The organism is Allobosea eneae (assembly GCF_042657265.1).
Taxonomy (GTDB): domain Bacteria; phylum Pseudomonadota; class Alphaproteobacteria; order Rhizobiales; family Beijerinckiaceae; genus Allobosea; species Allobosea eneae.
In genome coordinates this window covers 340819-360618 of record NZ_JBHSLW010000010.1, presented here as the reverse complement: position 1 = coordinate 360618, position 19800 = coordinate 340819, and the positions used below count along the sequence as shown (strand labels likewise).

Sequence of the window (19800 nt, the reverse complement as noted above, 5' to 3'; positions counted from 1 at the left end):
TTGTCGTCACCGCGCATGCACCGATCTCCGAACCCCTTCGAAGACAATGAATCACGCCGAATGCCCTGCGGCGAGCGGGTTTTTCAACAGCCTGCTAGGCCTTTGTTTTATCGCATTTTCTTCACGCGAACCGATATCCACTTCGCTCGAAAATGCTCTAGTAAGGGGTGACGTTCGCCGGTATCGTGACGATCGTTCGATCCTTCGGCACCACCGGGCCGGCGGATCTTGTTTTGCCGAGCAGCTCGAGGAACGGCAGCAGCGGATCGCGGGCGAATTCACGGATCACCCGCCGCTCCAGCCAATTGAGCCGCCAAGGCAGCACAGCTGCCTTGAGGAGGCGGCCGCGATTACGCAACTCCAGCCCATCCGGCGGCCCCTGTCTCAGGGGCTCCTTCGTCAGCGCTGCACGGATGAAGTCCAAGCCCGCCAGTGCCGCAACATCCATCCGGAACCAGAAACGCGGATTGCTCTCGATGAAAAAGACTTGGCCGTCCGCTCTCTCGCGAAGATCGAAGCCAATCACGCCATCGAGCGCCAGATGCGCCGCGATCGCCCGACTGAAAGCATCGACCCTGGGGCGCTGAACAAAGCGAATGCCGTAGCGCGCAAAGGTGTACGCCACCTGGCCGACGATGTTTCCGCGCTCGCAGAGGTAAAAAACGCAGAGGTCCCGGCCGGGAATGAAATATTGCGCCAGGATCGGACTGTAGTCGACCTGTCCGCACAAATCTTCCGGTCCGTTGATCCTGCGCACACCCCAGCTGCCATCCAGGCTCGGCGGCTTCACGATGAAGGGATAGCTCAACGCTCCGGTCGAGGCAGCGGCTCGCAGCTCGGACCAGGTCTCGAAGATCCGCGTGTCGGGCGTGGGCAGGTCGAGATCAAGGCACAGCTGATGAAATGTCAGCTTGTTGTTCAGCCGATCGAAGGCGTCTGTTGCAGGAATCGGAAAGCAAGGTGTCTCGAACCGCTCCGAGTAGCTGGCGAGAAAACGTGTCGTATGTCCGCAAGTCGGAAGGATGCAGGCGATCTGGTGCTCCTTGGCGTAGTGATCGATCGCATCCGCTTCGCCAGGCCCGGCCAGCGCGAATGGTTTTCCCAATTCGTGAAAGGCGCGACAGTGACGAGAATGTTTGAGCCAGGCGCCATCGCCTGTGCCGATGATATGAATATCGTTGAAATATAGGGATACTGCTTTCAATATCCTATATTCCATTCGAAATCTATCTGCCAGAAGGATTGCGCGACCGGTCATTGCTCGGCTTCCCGTCTCGGGCGCCGAGTGAGAATGGAGCACATCTGGAAATTCTTTCCGTTCTACCCTATCGCGTCATATTTGCCTGCTTGCCGGCGCATCGCAACCGATCTGCCGCGGACCAATAGTGTTAAGCCGATTTATCCCCTCGCAAGCGCGAGCTCTTCGTAGATCATGAGGCATCGCATTCGGTCCTCGGGGGGTACCGGTGGACGAGGCCGATCCTCTCAACAGACTGGACACGCAATCGGGCACGATGGCGCGCGGCGACCGGCGCTCTCGCCTGCCGCCTTCCTCTAGGACAGTCCGAACCCACCCTGCCTACCGGCTCGACCAGGCCGCGAGATTGGAAGCGGAGATCGTCACCGCCTCCGACTTTGCGCGATATCGCGATGACTGGGACGACCTCGTCGATCGCGCGCTGATCCCGAACGTATACATGCATCCGGCAATCGCGCTTGCAGCCGATGCGCATGGTGGTCGTCGTATCGTGGTCGCGCTGGTCTGGCGAGTGTCCGGCTTCAGGCGGGTGCTCGTCGGCGCCTGGTCCCTGGCAGAATTCCCGGAGCGCCGCCGCTTCTTCAGCGTTCTCGATACGGCGCTGAACCGGCTCGTCTTTGCCGGAACGCCGGTCGTGGACGCCGGGCTGGTCTCGGAGGTTCTCGACAAGATGCTGGATGCCATCGCCGCGCAGCCTGGTCTTCCCAGGATCATCGTCGCGTCCGACCTGAATGCGGATGGGCGATTGCTGCCCAGCCTGCGTGACGTTCTCGCCCGGCGCCGGTCCCGCGCTCTGGTCGTGGGGCGGCGGCGGCGAGCGGTCCTGACGCGCCGAGCCGCCAGGGAGCTCCCGGACCAGCCGGGAGCGTCCGCGAAACAAAGGCAGGATTTCCGCAGGCGAGGCAGACGCCTGGCGGAAGCCGGCATCGAGCCTGTCGCCCTGATGCGCGGGGCGGAGATCGCCGATGCTTTCCAGGCGTTCCTTCACATCGAAGCCAGCGGCTGGAAGGGCAAGAGGGAGCACAGCGGCTGGGCGATAAGGCTCGACCCGGCGCTGGTGCCGTTCGCAGCGGAGATGATCGACGGTCTGGTGCAGGCCGGATGCGCCAGCATTGAAGCGCTGAGGCAGGGCGAGCGCTGGATCGCCTTCTCGATCTGGCTTCGCTCCGGTTCGCGCGCCTTCGGCTGGAAGATGGCCTATGACGAGGCGTTCGCCAGCTTCGGGCCCGGCCGCCAGCTCTCCGAGCTGGTGACGGCAAAATTCCTGTCCGATCCCGCTTTGGCGAGTTTCGACAGCTGCAACGGCTCGGAGACCTCGTTTCACGCCGCGATCTGGCCGGAACGGCTCGAACTGGTCGACATCGTCATCGACGCCCGTCGCGGCGGCTCCGTCTCGGGCACGCTCTTCATGATCGTCGAATTGACGTATCGCCGGGGACGAGGCTGGCTGAAGGCCGCGCGCGACACGGTGCGCGCCTATTGGCGGGGCTTGCGCTCGGCACAGTGACATCATCGCGCAGGCCCAGCTTGCGCGCCGAGGCGGCCGAGGGCGTGGCCAAGGCGAGCGCCCCGGCGATCAGGGCGCCCGCCGCGACGGCCCTTGCCAGTCTCGATGCGATGCCGGCTGCCTTCTCGCCGCGCTCAAGCATCATCACCGTCGGAGAGGCAGCGTAGCCTGGCAGCGGCTGTGCGTCGTCGTTGTCGCATTCGCACCCGAGCATCCGCATCATCCCGCACGGGGCCGGCTCGCCCCTTCCCGCCGCGTGACCGCCCGGTGTCACACAGCCGAGGCGATGCGTCGTCGTAGCGCGAACGACGAGAGCCCCGCCAGGTACGAAGGCGCGACGGGGTGCAGACGCGGATCGGGGTGATGCGGCATTGGGCGAAGGATGCGAGACGGAGCAGGTCGCCGATTAAGCTGAGGCGGGCATGAGCTTGCCGCCAGGCCAGATCCGCGGCGTGACCGGATCGCAGAACGGCAAGGTAGCAGCCTTGCGGATCGCCTGCGCGAGATGCTCGTTGATCTCGGCCGTCGTCGTCTTGAGCCCATATTTCACCGCGGCCAGGCTGACGGTTTCGTCGACAATCCTGATCGCCGCCATCACGGTCGCCGCGCAGAGGCGCACGTCGAAATCGCCCTTCGGACGATCAAGGCGCTCGGCGATGAGCTCGATTAGCTCCTCTTCGCCGATGTGACAGGACATCAGCCAGGCGGCTCGCAGCGCCGGCTCCTCCGGAAGCCTGGCCAGGAGTCTGACGACGAGGATGTCATCGGCGAGGTCCTGCGGCGTCATCTTGTCGGGGCCGAGGCTGGCATGGAACAGATCCTCGATCGCGACATCGCGCGGCCAGCGCCGCAGAATGTCGGCGAATCGCAGCGACGAGTGGGCGAACAGCGGCTCGACCGCGCTCTCCTTCGACCGGAAATGCCGCCAGAGCGTGCGCGTCGCAACGCCGGCAGCCGCGGCGATGTCGTCACCGCTGGTCTCGGCAACGCCCCGCTCCAGGAACAGCCGCGCCGCGTGCCTGGACAGCTCCAGGCGGGTGTTTTCTCGGGCGCGGCTCCTACTCATCCTCTTCATGTGCTCCCGAAACCAAAGTCATTCAAGTCGTCATAATTATGCCACCTACTGACATTTTATATGTCACTAAGTGACAAATGACGAGATCACTCCTGACCAGAATCGCCGACGAGGTGACCGCGCATGACCGCCAGCGAGATCAAGATGCCACTCCCCTATCCGCCCACGCGACGCATCGACGTCACCGAGCGCCATTTCGGGCATGAGATCGCCGATCCCTATCGCTGGCTGGAGAACGATCCCCACCGCGATGGCGAGGTGGCTGGATGGGCACAAGAACAGAACGCGCTGGCGCGCCGCTATCTCGACGCCCTGCCCGCTCAGGCGGCGTTCCGCCGGCAGATCACGGCGCTGTTCGACTATGAGCAGGCAGGCGTGCCGCTGAAGCGTGGCAGCCGCTATTTCTACACCATGCGGCAGGGCCTGAAGCAGCAGGCGACGCTGAATGTCCGGGATGGCGTCGACGGCCCCGACAGGCTGCTGCTCGAACCGAACGACTGGTCGGAGGATGGCGCCGACGCCATCGCCGAATGGGACGCCTCGCATGACGGCGCCCATGTCGCCTATGGCGTGCAGCGCGGCGGCATCGACTGGCGCGAGATCAAGGTGCTCGACGTCGCCACCGGCGAGACCCTGGCCGACGCGATCAAATGGGTGCGCTTCGGCAATATCGCCTGGGCGAAGGACGGCTCGGGCTTCTTCTACTCGCGCTATCCCGAGCCTCAACCGGGCACGGAGGCGCAGGCGAACGTCGCCAATCACGCCATCTACTTCCACCGGCTGGGAACGGCGCAGGCGCAGGACCGGCTGGTCCATGCGACGCCCGATCGCCCCGATCTCCTGCATCTGGCCGGCGTGAGCGATGACGGGCGCTACCTGGTCATCCATTCGACGCCGGGTGCGTCGATGACCATGGTCAGCGTGGCCGACCTGACGAGCGCCGACTGGACGGTCCGCCCCGTGGCCGGCGCGGATTTCGCTGCCGAATGGGCGGCCGTCGGCAATGACGGCACGACGCTGTTCGTCGTCACCAGCGAGGGCGCGCCGCGCCGCAGGATCGTCACCTTCGACCTCGCCGAGGCGGCGCTACAGCCACGCGAGATCGTCGGCGAGGACGAGGCTGCTCTCCAGCATGGCTGGCTCGTCGGCGGCCGCCTGATCCTGTCCTATCTGGTCGATGCCAGCACCGAGCTTCGGCGCCACCGGCTCGACGGAAGGCCGGACGGCATCATCGAGCTTCCCGGCATCGGCAGCGCCGGCATCCGCGGCACGCTGGCGGATGACGAGGCCTTCCTGGCCTATACCAGCTTCAATGCGCCGCTGACGATCTATCGCTACGAAGTGTCAACCGGGAAACGCACGGTCTGGGCAGAGCCTACGATCGGCTTTGACCTCGGCGAGATCGCGGTCGAGCAGCATGTCTACGCCTCGAAGGACGGCACCAGGGTGCCGGTCTTCGTGATCAGGCGCAAGGGCGTGCAGGCGCCGGCGCCGACGCTGCTCTACGGCTATGGCGGCTTCTCCATCAGCCTGACGCCCTATTACGCGCCGACGCAGCTGGCCTGGGTCGCGCAGGGCGGCACGCTCGCGATCGCCAATATCCGCGGCGGCGGCGAATATGGCCGGGCCTGGCACGATGCCGGCCGCCTCTTGAATAAGCAGAACTCCTATGACGATTTCATCGCCGCGGCCGAGTTCCTGCGCGGTGAGGGCATTGCCCGCGCGGACGGCATCGCGATCCAGGGCGAATCCAATGGCGGCCTGCTCGTCGGCGCGGTGACGAACCAGCGCCCCGACCTCTTCGCCGCCGCGCTGCCCGGCGTCGGCGTGATGGACCTGTTGCGCTTCCACCATTTCACCGGCGGCACCTTCTGGAAATACGATTTCGGCGATCCGCAGGAGAAGGCGGCGTTCGAGAACCTGCTGCGCCTCTCGCCCTATCACAACATCGCCGCCGGCAAGCCCTACCCCGCCATCCTCGTCACCACCGCCGACGCAGACGACCGCGTCGTACCCGGCCACAGCTTCAAATACGCCGCCGCCATCCAGGCCGCTGAGATCGGCAGCAAGCCCCGCCTGCTGCGGGTCGAAACCCGCGCCGGCCACGGCGCCGGCAAGCCGCTCGACAAGGTCATCGCCGAGGCCGCCGACATGTGGGCCTTCGCCGCCCGTTGGACCGGGCTCGAGACCGGCCGCTCCTGAGCACACCGCTCCAACATCATCCGAACCATGGACTGGAGATACCCAATGAACCGATTGTCGATCGCAGCCGCCATCACGCTCGGCGCCGCGCTGGTCTCGCCTGCCTTCGCCTCGGATGCCAAGGCGAGCGAAGCCTTGCCATCGAGCCTCGCCGCAAAGCTCGACGAGCTGCCGGCCGCCTTCACCATGACCGAGGCCAAGCGCCGCCGACTGATGATCATGCAGCATGCGGCGCGCCAGCAGCGCTGGCAGGAGCGCCGGCGCGGCTATGGCTACGGCTATGGTCGTCCCGGCTATGGCCGGCCCTATGCTCCCCCGCCGCGCCATGGTTATTACCGGCGCTACGATCGCTGGTAGTAGGCACCAGCGCTCAATCGGCCGCGGCAGGCGGTCCGGCGAGCTGGACCGCGACTGTGCCGAACCAGCGCGTCTCCACCTCGAAGCGCAGGGGCACGGGAAACGCGCCGGCCTCGCGCAGCGCGATCAGGACCGAGCCCTTCAAAGGCCGCATCGCCGCCTCGCGATCGTCGTCATGCCGGAAGCCGGCGATGGTCCGGACGGTGAAGCCGCAGCGCAGCGCGCGGCCGTTCAACGGGCCTTGGTCGGCGACCTGTACCCTGGCCGAGGAGGTCATCACCGCGACCGAGCGGCGGCGGCCGTCATAGATCGCCGTCGAGCCGTCGCAGCTTTCGCTCTCCGCCACCTTCTTCAGCATCCCGGCGAGGCCGGAGAGCGAGTCGACCGCACCGCGGATCAGCTCGGGCGGGACGGCCTCGCGATCCTCGTTCGACGGCTCCTGCCGCCGGATCGTCGGCACGCCGCGCGGATAGTGTATCTCGCTGACATAGGCCCGGCCGCGCCACGAGCCGTTGGCCTGATAGAGCCGCGGCTCGGGCCCGCCGCGGCCCCAGCGGCCTTCGACCTTGCCGGATTGCTCGGCCGCCCCGACGAGCTGGGCCGCCCGGTAGGGCCTCGTGCGGATCTCGATGCGATAGCCGGCGCGGTCCATCATCGAGGTCACCTCGATCTCGCCGAGCGTGACCCCGCCCAGCACCGTGACATCGTAGCGAAGGCGCAGCTCGCGCGCCGAGGCGGCCGAGGGCGCGGCGCAGGCGAACGCGCCGGCGATCAGGGCGCCTGCCGCGATGGCCCTTGCCTGTCTCGATGCGATGCCGGCTGCCCTCCCGCCGCGCTCAGGCAGCATCGCCGTCGCCGGAGAGGCTGCACAGCCGCGCAGCCCCTCGGCGTCATCGCTGTCGCATTCGCGCCCGAGCATCCGCATCACTCCCGCACAGGACCGGCAGGTCCCCTTCCCTCCACGTGACCGCCCGGTGTCACAGCGCCGAGGCGATGTGCCGTTGTAGCGCGGACGAAGAGAGCCCCGCCACGCACGAAGGCGCGACGGGTTGCGAACGTGGATTGGGCGATGGAGGACTCAGTGTCGCCGGGGCTCGAACAACACGCCGCGGCCAAATCTCGTTTTCCTCTTGTGCGTTTAAGATTCTTCCCCTCTAATGTGGGATCGATTCTTAAACGGGAAACGCTTATGCCGCCTTTCCGAACCGCCGTCATCGACAAGCCGATAGATGTTAGCCGCAGGCTGGCTGATTTCGGACTGACGATCGATCAGATGCTCGCCGTCCGCGACTCTGCGCGGGCAGCGTCCGACGATGCTAGCCCTTTGATGCCGCAGAATGCGCCGGGCACGCTCGCCTACATTCATGGAGTTGGTGCTCTTCGCAGCAAACTTCTGGACGGCGAATGGGTGATTGATCGGACGCTCGGCGTTGAGGCAGTGATCAACCATCGACTGGGTATTCGCATCGGCTATCAGAATGTGGACCGTTCGTGCGATCCCCATTTCCCTCCTATGCCGCGCTCGGAAAAGGGAAGCGGGTCAGCCCGCCTGTGCCGGCTACCGCTGTTTGATTTCTATGGTTTCGTCCTTGAGACCGACGTGGACCGGTTGCCAAGTGACGACACCAAGGATCCGCACAGCGATCAGATTATCACCTACTTTGTTATGGTTGGTGAAGACGGTAGCGTAGAGCTGTCCTGCCCTGTTATTGCGAACAAGCGATATTCAGATTTCGTAGAGCGGATCTTCATCGATCAACCTAACGACGATTGGAGTGCGCGTCTCGACCCAGAGAATGACCCTGTCGAAGATTTCGACGTTTCAGTGACCTTTAAAGATCGTACAGTGTGATGTTCTGCGCAGATAGGCTGAAGGTAGCTCGCCATCGAAGGAAGCTAACAGGAAAAGAACTGGCAGCAGCGGCAGGTGTTACAGATGTAACCGTCTCAAAAGTTGAGAACGGCCATCAGCCCGATGACGTAACCGTGGACAAATTTGCCAAGGCATTGGGCTACCCACGGGCCTTTTTCTTAATGGACAGGCCCGAGGTGCTTGAACCGAAAGCTGTGTCGTTCCGCAGCCTGAAGAAAATGAAGGCGGCGGAACGCAATGCGTCGCTGGCGGCAGGATCAAACGGAATCGCTCTCTACCAATGGATAGATGCGCAGTTCAATCTGCCAGCGCCAGATTTGATTGATTTGAGTAGGGAACAGGGACGGCCAGAAGTAGCAGCCCGACTGCTTCGTCAGCATTGGGGACTGGGAGATCGGCCCATCGGTAATATATTGCGCTTATTCGAGTCGAAGGGCATTCGCGTGTTGTCTCTCACAGAGAACACTGACAACGTCGACGCCTATTCATTTTGGCATGCGGACCACCCTTATGTTTTCCTAAACCAGAGGAAGACGGCTGAGCGCTCCAATTTTGATGCAGCCCACGAATTAGGGCACCTCGTTCTGCACTTCCACGCCCAAGCAGAATCGATGCCGGAAGATGACGCTGAACGGCAAGCAAATCATTTTGCCTCAGCATTTTTGATGCCTGACGCAGACTTAAAGAGCCTTCTTGCTCATATCTACAGCTCGTCTCAGATCATCAAGGCAAAGATACGATGGAAGGTTTCGGCGATGGCCTTGGCCACTCGCCTGCATCAGATTGGTATGCTTTCAGATTGGAGCTACCGGTCGATTATTATCGACCTCGGACAGAGGGGTTACAGAACAGGCGAACCATTGGGCGTAGAGAGGGAAACATCTACGTTGCTACCCAAAGTTTTTGCAGCACTCTGGTCAAAAGGCATCACCAAGAGTGACATAGCCAGCGATTTGAATTTGCCATGGGACGAAGTTGAGACTCTTGTCTTTGGCCTCACTGGGCCGTTGTCCTCCCGCCCGCAACGGCCGAGCCTATCTCTTGTAGAATCTAAGGCGGAGTAGCCCCCCGAAATGCCAAAGGCCCTGCCGTGCACTCAAGCATGGCAGAGCCCTCAATTGAGGCAAACGCCGGCAGGGTCACGCCCCCCGCCGGCCACCCATTAAGCCGCCTCGGCAAGCTCTCCCTTCCCCTCCACCCCATGCTGGCGCAGCGGCTTGTTCCCCGACAGCCTCCGCATCAGCACGTAGAACACCGGCGTCAGGAAGATGCCGAAGGCGGTGACGCCGATCATGCCGGCGAAGACCGCGATGCCCATGGCCTGGCGCATCTCGGCGCCCGCCCCGGTCGAGAGCACCAGCGGCACCACGCCCATGACGAAGGCGAGCGAGGTCATCAGGATCGGCCGCAGGCGCAGGCGGCTGGCCTCGATCGCGGCCTCGACCGGCGTCCGGCCCTCGAATTCGAGCTCGCGCGCGAATTCGACGATCAGGATGGCGTTCTTGGCGGATAGTCCGACCAGGACGACAAGGCCGATCTGGGTGAAGACGTTGTTGTCGCCGCCGCTCCACCAGACGCCCGCCATCGCCGCGAGCAGGCCCATCGGGATGATCAGCAGGATCGCCACCGGCAGGGTCAGGCTCTCATATTGCGCCGCCAGCACCAGGAAGACGAGCAGGATCGCGACCGGGAAGACGAGGACGGCGGAGTTGCCGGCCAGGATCTCCTGATAGGTCAGCTCGGTCCATTCGAAGGCAAAACCCTTGGGCAGGGTCTCGGCGGCGATGCGGGTGACGGCGTCCTGCGCCTGGCCCGAGGAGAAGCCGGGGGCCGGGCCGGCATTGATGTCGGCGCTGAGGAAGCCGTTATAGCGCATGGCACGTTCGGGGCCGGCATCGGTGCGCACATTGAGCACGGCCGAGAGCGGCACCATCTCGCCCGAATTCGAGCGGACCTTGAGCTTGCCGATGTCCTCCTGATAGGCGCGGAAGGGCGCATCGGCCTGGACGCGCACCGTGTAGGTGCGGCCGAACTTGTTGAAATCGTTCACATAGGACGAGCCGAGATAGATCTGCAGCGTCTCGAAGACATCGGTGACGGGAACGCCGAGCTGACGCGCCTTGGTGCGGTCGATGTCGGCATAGAGCTGGGGCACGTTGACCTGGAAGCTCGAGAACATGCCGGCGAGCTCGGGCGCCGTCGCGGCCTTGGCCATGAAGGCCTTGGTCGCCTCGTCGAGCGCCTTGTAGCCGAGGCCGGCGCGGTCCTCGATCTGCAGCTTGAAGCCGCCGATAGTGCCGAGACCCTGGACGGGCGGCGGCGGGAACATCGCGATGAACGCCTCCTTGATGCCGGCGAACTCCTTGTTGAGCTGCATGGCGATGGCGTTGCCCGAGAGCGAAGGGTCCTTGCGCTGGTCGAACGGCTTCAGGCCGACGAAGACGATGCCGGCATTGGACGAGTTGGTGAAGCCGTTGATCGACAGGCCCGGGAAGGAGATCGCATTCTCGACGCCGGGATGCTTCAGGGCGATCGCGTCCATCTTGCGGATGACGTCCTCGGTGCGGTCGAGCGTCGCCGCATCGGGGAGCTGGGCGAAGCCAACGAGGTACTGCTTGTCCTGGCCCGGCACGAAGCCCGACGGCACCTTCTGGAACAGTATCACGGTCAGGCCGACGAGGCCGGCATAGAGCACGAGCATCACCGTCTTGCGGCCGAGGATGCGGGTGACGCCGGCGCCATAGGCTTCGGACGACCGGTTGAAGAAGCGATTGAAGCCGCGGAAGAACCAGCCGAACAGGACGTCCATGCCGCGGGTCAGCGCATCCTTCGGGGCGTCATGGCCACGCAGCAGCAGGGCGGCCAGCGCCGGCGACAGCGTCAGCGAGTTGATCGCCGAGATCACCGTCGAGATCGCGATGGTGAGCGCGAACTGGCGGTAGAACTGGCCGGTCAGGCCGCTGATGAAGGCGAGCGGGACGAAGACCGCGACGAGGACGAGCGCGATCGCGATGATCGGGCCGGAGACCTCGCGCATCGCCTTGTAGGTCGCTTCGCGCGGGCTGAGGCCATTCTCGATGTTGCGCTCGACATTCTCGACCACGACGATGGCGTCGTCGACGACGATGCCGATCGCCAGCACCAGGCCGAACAGCGAGAGCGCGTTGATCGAGAAGCCGAAGAGATACATCACCGCGAAGGTGCCGACGACCGAGATCGGCACGGCGACCAGCGGGATGATCGAGGCGCGCCAGGTCTGCAGGAAGACGATGACGACGAGCACGACCAGCGCGATCGCCTCGAGCAGCGTGGTGATCACCGCCCTGATCGAGGCGCGCACGAACTGGGTGGTGTCGTAGACGATCGCGTAGTCCACGCCCTCCGGCATGTTCTGCTTGATCTCGCGCATCGTCTCCTGGACGCGGTCGGCGATGGCGATGGCGTTCGAGTTCGGCGCCTGGAAGACCGGCACGGCGACGGCCGACTTGCCGTTGAGCAGCGAGCGCAGCGCGTATTCGGCAGCGCCCAGTTCGATGCGGGAGACGTCCTTCAGGCGCACGACCGCGCCTGAGGGGGCCGTCTTGACGATGATCTCGCCGAACTCCTCCTCGCTGGCGAGGCGCCCCTGCGCATTGACCGAGAGCTGCAGATCGAGCCCCGGCCCGCTCGGCGAGGCGCCGATGACGCCGGCCGCTGCCTGGACGTTCTGGGCGCGGATCTCGCGGACGATGTCGGAGGGCGAGAGGCCGTGCTCGGCGACCTTCTGCGGGTCGAGCCAGACGCGCATCGAATAGTCGCCCGAGCCGAAGAGCTGGACCTGGCCGACGCCGTCGATGCGCGCCAGCCGGTCCTTGACGTTGAGGACGGCGTAATTGCGCAGATAGGTCATGTCGTAGCGGCCGTTCGGCGAGGTGATGTGCACCACCATCGTCAGGTCCGGCGAGCTCTTGATGGTGGTGACGCCGAGGCGGCGCACCTCCTCCGGCAGACGGGGCTCCGCCTGGCTGACCCGGTTCTGGACCAGCTGCTGGGCCTTGTCCGGGTCGGTGCCGAGCTTGAAGGTGACGTTCAGCGTCATCACGCCGTCGGTCGTCGCCTGGCTCGACATGTAGAGCATGCCCTCGACGCCGTTGATCTGCTCCTCGATCGGCGTCGCCACGGTCTCGGCGATGACCCGGGGATTGGCGCCGGGATATTGCGCGCGCACCACCACGGTCGGCGGCACGACTTCGGGATATTCCGAGATCGGCAGGGCCCGCAGCGCCAGCAGGCCGGCGAGGAAGATCAGGACGGAAAGGACGCCGGCGAAGATCGGCCGGTCGATGAAGAACTTCGAGAGGTTCATGGGGTGCCCCTTCAAGGCGGCGGCCCCGCCGGTCCCGAAGCGGCCGGCGGGAGCGAACAGGGTAGGATGCGAAGCCACTTCGTCATTCCGGGGCGGGCCAGAGGCCCGAACCCGGAACCCATGACCACGACGGCTCCAGAAAGCCCGTAAACCGTGCCGAGCTCGATCCGGCTCGGACTGTGTTCATGGGTTCCGGGCTCAGGCCTTCGGCCTGCCCCGGAATGACGGTGGTGGTTCAGCGCTGGGCGAGCTCGGTCTTGGGCTTCTTCAGTTCGGAGCGCTCGGCCATCGGCACCTGCTCGGGGGCGACGGAGGCGCCCGGGCGGATGCGCTGCAGGCCGTTGACGACGATCTGCTCGCCGGCTTCGAGCCCGCTGGTGACGATGCGCAAGCCCTCGGCGGCCGTGCCGAGGGTGACCTCGCGCCAGACCGCCTTGTGGTCCTTACCGACGACGAAGACGAACTTCTTGTTCTGGTCGGTGCCGACGGCACGCTCATTGATGACGAGCGCCGGCTCCGACTTGGCCTGGCCCATGCGCAGCCGCACGAACTGGCCCGGCATCAGCGCGCCGTCCTTGTTGTCGAAGATCGCCCGGACACGGACCGTGCCGGTCGCGGCATCGATGCCGTTGTCGACGAAGTTGAGATGGCCGGCGATCGGCGCGGCCTCGTTCGTCGCGGTGGTCATCTGCACCGGGATGCGCTTGAGGTCGCGCGGCTTGCCGGGTTCGGCCGGCAGGGTCGCCAGCGCCTTGAGCAGCGAGGCTTCATCGGCGTTGAAGCCGGCGTAGACCGGATCGACCGAGACGAGCGTCGTCAGCAGCGGCGCATTGGCGCCGGCTGCGACGAGGTTGCCGACGGTGACTTCCAGCCGGCCGATGCGGCCGCCGATCGGGGCGCGGATCTGGGTGTAGTCGAGGTTGAGCCTCGCCGACTGCAGCGCGGCGCGGGCGGCGCGCTCGTTCGCCTGCGCCTCGCGCAAGGCATTCAGCCTGGCGTCAAGGTCGCGCTGCGAGACGTTCTGCGTCGACATCAGTTTCTGGCCGCGCTCATGCTCGCCTGCGGCAAGCGCGACGCGGGCCTCGGCGGCGAGCAACTGGGCCTGGGCCCGCTCGAATTCCGCCTGGTAGGGCGCCTGATCGATGCTGACCAGCAGATCGCCCTGCTTGACCAGCGCGCCCTGCGCGAAATGCACCTGCTCGACGACCCCGGAGACGCGCGAGCGGATCTCGACGCGCTCGATCGCCTCGAGCCGGCCGGAGAATTCGGCCCAGCTGACCAGCTCGCGCTGTTCGACGGTCGCGACCGAAACCGGCGTTGCCGGTGGCGCAGCGGGAGCAGTGTCGCTCTGCGCGGTGTTCGAGCCATGGACGGCGGCAGTGAGCGCCGCGAGCGAGACGCCGGCGGTGATGGCAACGCCCAACAGGGCATGACGGATCGTTCCCGGAATCATGGGTTCATTCCTTCGTGGAGAGAGGTTGAAAGAGCGGACGACCGGCGGTGCTAGGACGGTGCGGTCGCGGTGAAGAACTCGCTGACGTGATGACAGGCCGCGCACAGACAGGAGCCGTCGCGGGGCCCTTCGGCGAAGGCGTCCGGCCAGCGGCTCGGGCCGCCGACGATGCGGATGGTGGTGTCGACGCCGGCCGCCTTCAGCCGGTGGGCATAGTTGATGCTCTCGTCGCGCAGCAGATCGTCCTCGGCGGTGACGATCAGGGCCGGGGCGAGCCCGGTCAGCCTGACGGCGTTGACCGGCGCGGCATAAGGATGCGCCGCCTTTTCGGGCGAGCCGAGATAGGCATGCCAGCCGTCGGCCCAGCGGCAGCCGACCGGGCCGGCCTCGGCATTGCGGAAGGAATAAGTGCCGAGGCAGGAATCGAGCATCGGCGAGAACAGTATCTGGCCGGCGAGCGGCGGGCCGTGCCGGTCGCGCGCCATCATGGCGAGCGCCGCGGCGAGGTTGCCGCCGGCCTCCTCGCCCGCCACATAGAGCGGCGCGGTCTTGCCGACCCAGCGTGCCTTGTCGCGGGCGATCTTTTCCAACGCTGCATAGGAGGCTTCGAGCGCCTGCGGGAACGGATTGGCCGGAGCGAGCGGGTAAGGCAGCGAGATCACGATCGCACCAGCCTCGGCCAGCGTGGTCGCGACAGCTTCGCCGGACGCGAGGGTGCCGCTGTCGAAGGTGCCGCCATGCAGGTGGACGACGAGGCCGGCCGCGTCCGGCACGGCAGCCGGCGCATAGAGCCGGCCGGCGAGCTTGTCGCGCCCGACCGCAACGCTCTGCTCGCGCCAGAAGACGGCGCGGCGATAGCGGCTTTCGGGAACGGACGGGACGAGCATGGCGATGGCGCCTGACGAATGTTGCGGTGCATCAGGATGTAGGTGATGCTCTCAGCTTAATAAACCGCCGTTCTGCTCCTACATTGTTTCCATACGGAAACAATCAACGGACTATCCGGAGCCTCGATATGGACCAGCTCAACGCCATGCGCGCCTTCGTGCGCGTCGTCGAAGTCGGCACCTTCACCCGCGCGGCGGAACTGCTCGACCTGCCCAAACCGACCGTGACCAAGCTGATCCAGCAGCTCGAAGGGCATCTGCGCGCGCAATTGCTCAACCGCACGACGCGCCGCGTCACCGTGACCATGGACGGCGCCGCCTATTACGAACGGGCGCTGCGCGTGCTCGGCGAGATCGACGAGCTCGACCAGAGCATGACCTCCTCGCAGGCCCGGCCAAGCGGACGGCTGCGCATCGATGTCAGCGCCTCCTTCGCCACGGACATCATACTGCCGGCGCTGCCCGGCTTCCATGGGCGCTATCCCGAGATCCAGATCGACATGGGCCTGTCCGACCGACCGGCCGACCTGATCGGCGAGAATCTCGATCTTGCTATCCGTGCGGGCGCGATCGAGGACCAGAGCCTGATCGCCCGCCGCATCGGCGAGATGATGCTGATCACCTGTGCGACGCCGGACTATCTCGCCAAGCATGGCACGCCGCAGCACCCGCGCGATCTGGAGGACGGCCATCTCGCCATCGGCTATCGCCGGGCCGGTACCAGCCGCATCATGCCCTTCACCTTCGCCAGCCCGAAGGAGACGATCGAGATCCAGGGCGACTATGTCGTCTCCCTGAACGACGGGACCGGCTATGTCGCCGCAGGGCTGGCCGGGCTGGGCGTCATGCAGGTGCCGACCTTCATGGCGATGGCGCATATCGCCTCCGGCCGGCTCGTGCCGATCCTGACCGATTGGTGCACCAAGCCGAAGCCGCTGCACATCATCTATCCGCCGAACCGGCACCTCTCGAACAAGGTCCGCGTCTTCGTCGACTGGCTGGCCGAGCTGTTCGCGCGGAACGAATTGCTGCAGGGCAAGCCGCTCCTGCCCTGCCCCGGCGGGGTGGCTGCGGAAGCCCTCGCTCATCAGCCGGAGCAGGCCGCCTAGCCGTGCAAGGCCGGGATGACCGGCCCAAGGTTCCATCGCCTCGCGAACTGGCCTAACCAGAGGCGCCGGCATTCGCCGCATGTCCTCCAGCAGCCAGGTCCGCCCGATGTCCCGCAGCGTCCGCGACAAGCTCGAAGCCACCCTCGCCCGCATCGGCGACGGCGCCCCGGTTTTCACCAGGCTCTTGCTCGATACGGCGCGCGCCGAGGCCGACGCTGCCGATCGCCGCCGCGAGGCCGGGCTGGAGCTGAGCGCGATCGACGGCACGATCGTCTCGGTCAAGGATCTGCTGGATGTGAAGGGCGTGACGACCTGGGCCGGCTCCAGCGCGCTGAAGGCCGCGCCTGCCGCGACACAGGACGCGCCATCGGTAGCGCGGCTGCGCCGGGCCGGCGCGGTGATCATCGGCAAGACCAACATGACCGAGTTCGCCTTCTCCGGCATCGGCCTCAACGCCACCTTCGGCACACCGGGCAATGCGCTCGACAAGACACGCATCCCCGGCGGCTCCTCCTCCGGCGCGGCGGTCTCGGTGGCGGAAGGCTCGTCAGAGCTGACGGTCGGCACCGACACCGGCGGCTCCTGCCGCATTCCCGCCGCCTTCAACGGCATCGCCGGGATGAAGCCGACGCACAAGACGGTTCCCGACGAGGGCTGCTTCCCGCTGGCCCCGAGCCTCGATTCGATCGGCCCGCTGGCGAAGGAGGTAGCGGGCTGCGCGCGCCTGCTCTCGGTGCTCGCCGACCGGCCTTTCGATCTCGTGGACGGCATCTCGCCAGGTCGCGTCCGCCTCGGCGTGGCGCGCGGCGGCTTCCTGGCCGAGGCCGACCCATCCGTCGCCAAGGCCTATGAGGCGGCGATCGAGCGCGTGACGCGGCTCGGTATCGCGGTCGAACCTGTCGATCTCGACGGCTTCTACAAGGAGATGCTGGCGATCGCTCCGGTGCCGCTCGTCACGGTCGAGGCCGCGGCGGTGCATCGCGACCTGCTGGCGAGCAAGGCCGATTCCTATGATCGCCGCGTCGCGGCCCGCATCGCCATCGGGGTGCCCTGCAAGGCCGCCGACTACATCATCGCGATGGAGAAGCGCCGGGCGCTGATCGCGCGGCTCGCGGCCCAGCTCGACGGGCTCGTCGGCTTCCTGGCGCCGACCGTGCCGATCGAGGCGCCGACGATCGCCGCCGTGGAGGCCGGTGACGAAGCCTTCTTCACCGCTAACCGCCTGATCCTGCGCAACCCGGCCTTCGGCAACCTGTTCGACCTGTGCTCGATCTCGCTGCCGATGCCGCTCGGCGACAAGCTCTCGGGCGGGCTGATGCTGAGCGCGGTCGCGGGCCGGGACCTGCAGCTGCTCAACATCGCCAAGTTGATCGAGCCGGCGGTGGCGGGACACGGAAGCCCGGCGGCTTGACAAACCCTGCCACAATGGGCCCTTCACGAACCATGATCGCGCGCAGCCTCCAGCAAACATACTATGCAGCCCTCGCGGCGGCGGGCAGCTGCGCGCACCTCGGCGGCCGAGGTTGACGGCAGCGCGTCGCGCGCCTCCCTCCCCGCCCCAAAACTCAATGCCGTATCGAAGGGCCGCCCTCGCCGGCGGCATCATGCCATGCTCGACCGCACCTGCGTGCTCACCCTCTCATGCCCTGACCGCCCGGGAATCGTCGCCGCCGTCTCGACCCTGTTGTTCGAGGCCGGCTGCAACATTCTCGACGCCCAGCAATATGACGACATCGAAACCGGCCGCTTCTTCATGCGCGTCGTTTTCGCCCGCCTCGATGGTGCGCAGACGCAGGAGGCGATCGCCGCCGGGATCGAGGCGCTCGCCCAGCGCTTTGCCATGACGATCAATCTCAGCGAGCAATCCAGGAAGAAGCGGGTGCTGCTGCTGGTCTCGAAATTCGACCATTGCCTCGCCGACCTGCTCTATCGCTGGCGCATCGGCGAATTGCCGATGGAGATCACCGGCATCGTCTCGAACCACGAACGTGCCGCGATCGCCTCGACCGATATCGGCGACCTGCCCTTCCACCACCTGCCGGTCACCCGCCAGAGCAAGATGGAGCAGGAGGCCGAGATCTGGCGGATCGTGCAGGAGAGCAAGACCGATCTCGTGGTGCTCGCCCGCTATATGCAGATCCTCTCGGACGGGCTCTCGGCCAAGCTCGCCGGGCGCTGCATCAACATCCACCACTCGTTCCTGCCGGGCTTCAAGGGCGCTAGGCCCTATCATCAGGCGCATGAGCGCGGGGTGAAGCTGATCGGCGCGACCGCGCACTACGTCACCTCGGACCTCGACGAAGGCCCGATCATCGAACAGGACGTCGAGCGCATCAGCCATCGCGACACGCCGGGCGACCTCGTCCGCAAGGGCCGCGACATCGAGCGGCGCGTACTGGCCCGCGCCGTCTCGCACCATCTCGAAGACCGCATCCTGCTCAACGGTAAGAAGACGGTGGTGTTCACCGATTGAGGTGCGTCAGCCCCTCACCTCTCCGAGCGACCAGGGCAGTTCCTCGCCACCGCGGAAGACGACCACGTCCTCTTCGCCGACTGCGACGGCAGGCGAGACCCGGCAGGGCCGCTTCTCCAGCGTGATCGTGCCCTCGTTGAGCGGCAGGCCGTAGAAGCGCGCGCCGTTCTCGGAGGCGAAGGCCTCGAAATGGGGAAGCGCGCCCTCCTCGTCGAAGACCTGGACATAGGTCTGCAGGGCGGTGGCGCCGCCGAAGACGCCGGCAGAGCAACACTCCGCCTGCTTGGCGCTGCGCAGATGCGGGGCGGTGTCGGTGCCGATGAAGAAGTTGCCGTCGCCGGCGGTCGCCGCCTTGCGCAAAGCGAGGCGGTGGCGCTCGCGCTTGGCGACCGGCAGGCAATAGAGATGAGGCCTGAGGCCCCCCTGGAAGATCGAGGTGCGGTTGATGATCAGATGGTGCGGCGTGATCGTGCCGGCCGCCCGGCCGGCATGGGCGCGCACCAGATCGACGGTCTCAGCGGTGGTGACGTGCTCGACCACCACCTTGAGGCCCTGATGCCGCTTCAATAGCGGCAGCATCTCGGTCTCCATGAACACCGCCTCGCGGTCGAAGATGTCGACGGCCGGGTCGGTGGCCTCGCCATGGACGAGGACCGGCATGCCGATCTTTTCCATCCGCTCCAGCACCGGCGCGAGCTTCGGAATGCTGGTGACGCCGTGGTGGGAATTGGTCGTCGCGCCCGAGGGATAAAGCTTGGCGGCAGCCCAGACGCCGTCGCGGAAGCCGCGCTCGATCTCGTCGGGCTGCGTCGTGTCGGTGAGATAGCAGGTCATCAGCGGGATGAAATCGTTGCCATCGGGCCGTGCCGCGAGGATACGCTCGCGATAGGCGTTAGCCGCGTCCACGGATGTCACCGGCGGCACCAGGTTCGGCATGATGATGCCGCGCTTGAACTGGGCGGCGGTGAAGGGCAGCACCGCCTTCAGCATGGCGCCGTCGCGCAGGTGGACATGCCAGTCGTCCGGGCGGCGGATCGTCAGCGTCTCGAAAGTGCCGGCGGCCTTGGCTTCCGTGCTGCCGAAAAGATCCGTGACGCTCATGACCTGCCCCTGTGCTTTGCGGCCCGCGAGCCGAATCCGCCAGCGGGCCTCACCTTCATAAGGACTGCCATAGCCGACGCCATATGAACTGCGAAGCACGGGGAATCTTCTCGCAATAAAGCGCTGTTCGTCCCGGGCGACCGTAGGGAGACCCGGGACC

16 protein-coding genes are annotated in these 19800 nt (G+C 65.8%); 9 read left to right on the top strand and 7 right to left on the bottom strand.

Annotated features, from left to right (window positions below; genetic code table 11):
* Positions 1-157: 157 nt before the first annotated feature.
* Positions 158-1258 carry an ATP-grasp domain-containing protein gene (locus tag ACFPOB_RS09970; RefSeq protein ID WP_377797934.1) on the bottom strand — a complete coding sequence of 367 codons (1101 nt, stop codon included), beginning with the start codon at positions 1256-1258 and terminating at the stop codon, positions 158-160.
* 208 nt (positions 1259-1466) lie between these two features.
* Between ACFPOB_RS09970 and ACFPOB_RS09965 the strand changes: the two genes are divergently transcribed.
* Both ACFPOB_RS09965 and ACFPOB_RS09960 read left to right on the top strand, forming a co-directional pair.
* A complete protein-coding gene (locus ACFPOB_RS09965; protein ID WP_377797932.1) occupies positions 1467-2765 on the top strand; it encodes a GNAT family N-acetyltransferase in 1299 nt (432 codons plus the stop codon).
* 20 nt (positions 2766-2785) lie between these two features.
* Positions 2786-2932 (top strand): hypothetical protein, encoded by a 147-nt coding sequence (locus ACFPOB_RS09960; RefSeq protein ID WP_377797931.1) that lies wholly within the window; start codon positions 2786-2788, stop codon positions 2930-2932.
* Positions 2933-3171: 239 nt separating this feature from the next.
* Here the strand turns inward: ACFPOB_RS09960 and ACFPOB_RS09955 are convergent, their stop codons facing one another.
* Entirely contained in the window at positions 3172-3831 is a 660-nt protein-coding gene (locus tag ACFPOB_RS09955) for a TetR/AcrR family transcriptional regulator (protein ID WP_377797928.1), read from the bottom strand.
* Between the two features lie 132 nt (positions 3832-3963).
* On the opposite strand from ACFPOB_RS09955, the gene ACFPOB_RS09950 reads away from it, so the two are divergent.
* Positions 3964-6042, top strand: coding sequence for a prolyl oligopeptidase family serine peptidase (locus ACFPOB_RS09950; protein ID WP_377797926.1), 2079 nt, complete (start codon positions 3964-3966; stop codon positions 6040-6042).
* A 45-nt stretch (positions 6043-6087) separates the two neighbouring features.
* On the top strand, positions 6088-6399 hold the full coding sequence (locus ACFPOB_RS09945; RefSeq protein WP_377797924.1) for a hypothetical protein: 312 nt from the start codon (positions 6088-6090) through the stop codon (positions 6397-6399).
* A 13-nt stretch (positions 6400-6412) separates the two neighbouring features.
* Here ACFPOB_RS09945 and ACFPOB_RS09940 read toward each other — a convergent pair whose 3' ends face one another.
* Positions 6413-7318 carry a DUF3108 domain-containing protein gene (locus ACFPOB_RS09940; protein WP_377797922.1) on the bottom strand — a complete coding sequence of 302 codons (906 nt, stop codon included), beginning with the start codon at positions 7316-7318 and terminating at the stop codon, positions 6413-6415.
* Between the two features lie 162 nt (positions 7319-7480).
* On the opposite strand from ACFPOB_RS09940, the gene ACFPOB_RS09935 reads away from it, so the two are divergent.
* Positions 7481-8251, top strand: coding sequence for a hypothetical protein (locus tag ACFPOB_RS09935; RefSeq protein ID WP_377797921.1), 771 nt, complete (start codon positions 7481-7483; stop codon positions 8249-8251).
* Positions 8251-9336: a helix-turn-helix domain-containing protein gene (locus ACFPOB_RS09930; protein WP_377797919.1), complete on the top strand. Its 1086-nt coding sequence runs from the start codon at positions 8251-8253 to the stop codon at positions 9334-9336. Before ACFPOB_RS09935 ends, ACFPOB_RS09930 begins: the two co-directional genes overlap by 1 nt.
* Positions 9337-9434: 98 nt before the next feature.
* Here the strand turns inward: ACFPOB_RS09930 and ACFPOB_RS09925 are convergent, their stop codons facing one another.
* The 3 genes from ACFPOB_RS09925 to ACFPOB_RS09915 form a co-directional block, all read right to left on the bottom strand.
* Complete coding sequence (locus tag ACFPOB_RS09925; protein WP_377797918.1) at positions 9435-12617, bottom strand: efflux RND transporter permease subunit; 3183 nt, start codon at positions 12615-12617, stop codon at positions 9435-9437.
* A gap of 235 nt (positions 12618-12852) precedes the next feature.
* On the bottom strand, positions 12853-14070 hold the full coding sequence (locus ACFPOB_RS09920; RefSeq protein WP_377797916.1) for an efflux RND transporter periplasmic adaptor subunit: 1218 nt from the start codon (positions 14068-14070) through the stop codon (positions 12853-12855).
* Positions 14071-14120: 50 nt separating this feature from the next.
* On the bottom strand, positions 14121-14957 hold the full coding sequence (locus tag ACFPOB_RS09915) for an alpha/beta hydrolase fold domain-containing protein (protein ID WP_377797914.1): 837 nt from the start codon (positions 14955-14957) through the stop codon (positions 14121-14123).
* 128 nt (positions 14958-15085) lie between these two features.
* On the opposite strand from ACFPOB_RS09915, the gene ACFPOB_RS09910 reads away from it, so the two are divergent.
* The 3 genes from ACFPOB_RS09910 (at position 15086) to purU (ending at position 18539) form a co-directional block, all read left to right on the top strand.
* A complete protein-coding gene (locus ACFPOB_RS09910; RefSeq protein WP_377797912.1) occupies positions 15086-16066 on the top strand; it encodes a LysR family transcriptional regulator in 981 nt (326 codons plus the stop codon).
* A 106-nt stretch (positions 16067-16172) separates the two neighbouring features.
* Positions 16173-17477, top strand: a complete 1305-nt coding sequence (locus ACFPOB_RS09905; RefSeq protein WP_377797910.1) for an amidase — start codon at positions 16173-16175, stop codon at positions 17475-17477.
* A gap of 198 nt (positions 17478-17675) precedes the next feature.
* Positions 17676-18539, top strand: coding sequence for a formyltetrahydrofolate deformylase (purU, locus tag ACFPOB_RS09900; RefSeq protein WP_377797908.1), 864 nt, complete (start codon positions 17676-17678; stop codon positions 18537-18539).
* A gap of 6 nt (positions 18540-18545) precedes the next feature.
* On the opposite strand, the gene pyrC is transcribed toward purU, so the two are convergent.
* Entirely contained in the window at positions 18546-19640 is a 1095-nt protein-coding gene (pyrC, locus tag ACFPOB_RS09895; RefSeq protein WP_377797905.1) for a dihydroorotase, read from the bottom strand.
* Positions 19641-19800 lie beyond the last annotated feature (160 nt).

Bases quoted from the DNA above. Each gene is read 5' to 3' on its own strand.
- ACFPOB_RS09915 (WP_377797914.1), bottom strand. From the start codon at position 14,957: ATGCTCGTCCCGTCCGTTCCCGAAAGCCGCTATCGCCGCGCCGTCTTC.
- ACFPOB_RS09920 (WP_377797916.1), bottom strand. From the start codon at position 14,070: ATGATTCCGGGAACGATCCGTCATGCCCTGTTGGGCGTTGCCATCACC.
- ACFPOB_RS09970 (WP_377797934.1), bottom strand. From the start codon at position 1,258: ATGACCGGTCGCGCAATCCTTCTGGCAGATAGATTTCGAATGGAATAT.
- ACFPOB_RS09950 (WP_377797926.1), top strand. From the start codon at position 3,964: ATGACCGCCAGCGAGATCAAGATGCCACTCCCCTATCCGCCCACGCGA.
- ACFPOB_RS09925 (WP_377797918.1), bottom strand. From the start codon at position 12,617: ATGAACCTCTCGAAGTTCTTCATCGACCGGCCGATCTTCGCCGGCGTC.
- purU (WP_377797908.1), top strand. From the start codon at position 17,676: ATGCTCGACCGCACCTGCGTGCTCACCCTCTCATGCCCTGACCGCCCG.
- ACFPOB_RS09905 (WP_377797910.1), top strand. From the start codon at position 16,173: ATGTCCCGCAGCGTCCGCGACAAGCTCGAAGCCACCCTCGCCCGCATC.
- pyrC (WP_377797905.1), bottom strand. From the start codon at position 19,640: ATGAGCGTCACGGATCTTTTCGGCAGCACGGAAGCCAAGGCCGCCGGC.
- ACFPOB_RS09955 (WP_377797928.1), bottom strand. From the start codon at position 3,831: ATGAGTAGGAGCCGCGCCCGAGAAAACACCCGCCTGGAGCTGTCCAGG.
- ACFPOB_RS09910 (WP_377797912.1), top strand. From the start codon at position 15,086: ATGGACCAGCTCAACGCCATGCGCGCCTTCGTGCGCGTCGTCGAAGTC.
- ACFPOB_RS09940 (WP_377797922.1), bottom strand. From the start codon at position 7,318: ATGCTCGGGCGCGAATGCGACAGCGATGACGCCGAGGGGCTGCGCGGC.
- ACFPOB_RS09945 (WP_377797924.1), top strand. From the start codon at position 6,088: ATGAACCGATTGTCGATCGCAGCCGCCATCACGCTCGGCGCCGCGCTG.
- ACFPOB_RS09930 (WP_377797919.1), top strand. From the start codon at position 8,251: ATGTTCTGCGCAGATAGGCTGAAGGTAGCTCGCCATCGAAGGAAGCTA.